Below are 2,272 nucleotides of genomic sequence, written 5' to 3'. Positions count from 1 at the left end.
GCACCGACAGGGTGCTCACCTCGCTGAACTATGCGCTCGCGGCCGGCTCGGAAATCGAGCTTCTCGCCACCACGAATCCGTCTGGCACGACGGCAATCAACCTCTCCGGCAATGCGTTTGCCCAGACCATCCAGGGCAATGCCGGCGCCAATGTCATCAACGGCCTCGCTGGCGCCGACACGATGATCGGCTACGGCGGCAACGACACCTATTATGTCGACAAAATCGGCGACAGGGTGATTGAGGCGGTAGGCGGCGGTACTGATAAAGTGCTCGCCTCATTGAGTCATGCTCTTTCGGGGGGTTCGCAGATCGAGCTTCTCGCCATCAACAACCCGTCCGGCACGGCGGCTATGAACCTCAACGGCAACGAGTTCGCCCAGACAATCCAGGGCAATGCCGGCGCCAATGTGATTAACGGCCTCGGCGGCGCCGACACGATGGTCGGCTATGGCGGCAATGATATCTATTATGCCGACAATGCCGGTGACAGGGTGGTTGAGGCGGTGGGCGGCGGCACCGACAGGGTGTTCGCTGTGGTGAGCTATGCGCTTGCGGCCGGTTCGCAGATCGAGCTTCTCGCCACAACCAACCCCTCAGGCACGACGGCAATCAACCTCACCGGCAACGAGTTCGCCCAGAGCATCGGGGGTAGTGCCGGCGCCAATGTCATCAACGGCGGCGGCGGCGCAGACACGATGGTCGGCTATGGCGGCAATGATGCCTTTGTTTTCAATACCGCTCTGGGGGGCGGCAATATTGACAGGGTTATTGACTTCAACAAGCTCCAGGACAAGATCCACATCGACAACGCTATATTTGCCGGGCTGAGCTCGGGCGCGCTCACATCCACCGCTTTCTTTTCGGGTGCGGCCGCGCACGACAGTTCCGACCGTATCCTCTACAACAATTCAACCGGAGCGCTCTCTTTCGACAGCGACGGGATCGGCGGCGCGGTTCAAACACAATTCGCCACTCTCTCTCCAGGTCTGTCGCTTACGGCAGCTGCATTCTTTGTGACCTGAACGAGCTAACGGGAAAACGACCTCGCGTGAGGGCTCGCGCCCGCCGACAGAGACAGGTGCACGAACTGCAGCTTGAAGCCTGTCTCTTTTGGCGGCGTGGACGCACTGGCGCGGATCGTCGCGAGTGGATCTACCGTCTATCGCCTCGCCGTGTACAGGCTGCCCATCCTTTCGCTGCCTGTCGGCAGCGACATGTCGTCATCCAGCAGCCGGGTGATCCGGGCAAAGCCCGTAAAAGCCTTTCTTGCTTCCTCGGCAGACATCTGGCCCGCCAGAGCCGCAGCGCAGCAGTTCAGCGCGCATTGATACACCGGGCCGCGCCGCCCTTTCGGCCAGTGGCGCAAAAACGTCATCGCTTCTCTGACACTGTCGATTTCTTCGACAGGTTTTCCCTGCCCGCGCGAAATTCGCACCGGCGTAAAGAACTGCAGGCGATTCATCTTTTCCTCCCCGTCGATCGCGATGCCTTCGATCGAACCTAATTAAATTCACGGCCAGCCAATTGGTTCCCGGCAAAAAACGCCCACAGCCTTGCAAATTGGCAACGGGTCGGCTGAGTGAATCGCCAATCATCGCGACTTCTTGCCGTTGCGGGAACGTTCGGGGGGATGGTGCATTTCGACTTCAGCGATGATGTTTGAGGGAAAAGCCAGCCTATGAGAATAGCCCATGTGGCGCCGCTCCATGAATCCGTACCGCCTCGGCTCTATGGAGGTACGGAGCGCATTGTCTCCTATCTGACCGAAGGATTGGTCGAGCTTGGCCATGACGTAACCTTGTTCGCCAGTGGCGATACAAAAACGTCGGCAAAATTGGTGCCGTGTCGCGAGCGTGCGCTGCGTCTTGATCCACGCCCGCTGAAATCCGAGACAGCCGCGCACCTTTCGATGCTTTCCGAGGTGAGGAAACGAGCTCATGATTTTGATATCATTCATTTTCACCTCAGCCATTTCCTGCATTTTTCCTTCTTCGAGCACATGCCCGAGCGGACGGTGACGACGCCGCATGGCAGGCTCGACTATGTCGATCTGGCCCCGGCCTATGAGCGTTTTCCGCGCTTTCCGATGATCTCCGTATCCCGTAGCCAAAGCACGGGGCTCGCCAACGCCAACTGGCTGACGACGATCCACCACGGGCTGCCGACCGCACTCTACAAACCGGTTTTCGAGACGAGCCCAGGGGAGCCCTACCTCGCCTTCCTTGGCCGGATGTCGCGCGATAAACGTCCGGATCGTGCCATCGAGATC

The 2,272-nt window shown here is 59.3% G+C and carries 3 protein-coding genes; 2 read left to right on the top strand and 1 reads right to left on the bottom strand.

Annotated features, from left to right (window positions below; genetic code table 11):
• On the top strand, nt 1-1,025 hold a 1,025-nt coding region (locus tag EOA86_RS31380; protein ID WP_164892171.1), incomplete at its 5' end, for a calcium-binding protein.
• Between the two features lie 137 nt (nt 1,026-1,162).
• On the opposite strand, the gene EOA86_RS31375 is transcribed toward EOA86_RS31380, so the two are convergent.
• On the bottom strand, nt 1,163-1,465 hold the full coding sequence (locus EOA86_RS31375) for a DUF982 domain-containing protein (protein WP_128345152.1): 303 nt from the start codon (nt 1,463-1,465) through the stop codon (nt 1,163-1,165).
• A gap of 216 nt (nt 1,466-1,681) precedes the next feature.
• Here EOA86_RS31375 and EOA86_RS31370 point away from each other — a divergent pair.
• A partial coding sequence (locus tag EOA86_RS31370; protein ID WP_164892170.1) for a glycosyltransferase occupies nt 1,682-2,272 on the top strand: 591 nt, incomplete at its 3' end.

It is taken from the genome of Mesorhizobium sp. M5C.F.Ca.IN.020.32.2.1, assembly GCF_004023105.1.
In the GTDB taxonomy this organism is placed as follows: Bacteria; Pseudomonadota; Alphaproteobacteria; order Rhizobiales; family Rhizobiaceae; genus Mesorhizobium; species Mesorhizobium wenxiniae.
The sequence above is the reverse complement of the archived record's forward strand: the minus strand, read 5'-3'. Positions and strand labels throughout refer to the sequence as shown.

Bases quoted from the DNA above. Each gene is read 5' to 3' on its own strand.
- EOA86_RS31375 (WP_128345152.1), bottom strand. From the start codon at position 1,465: ATGAATCGCCTGCAGTTCTTTACGCCGGTGCGAATTTCGCGCGGGCAG.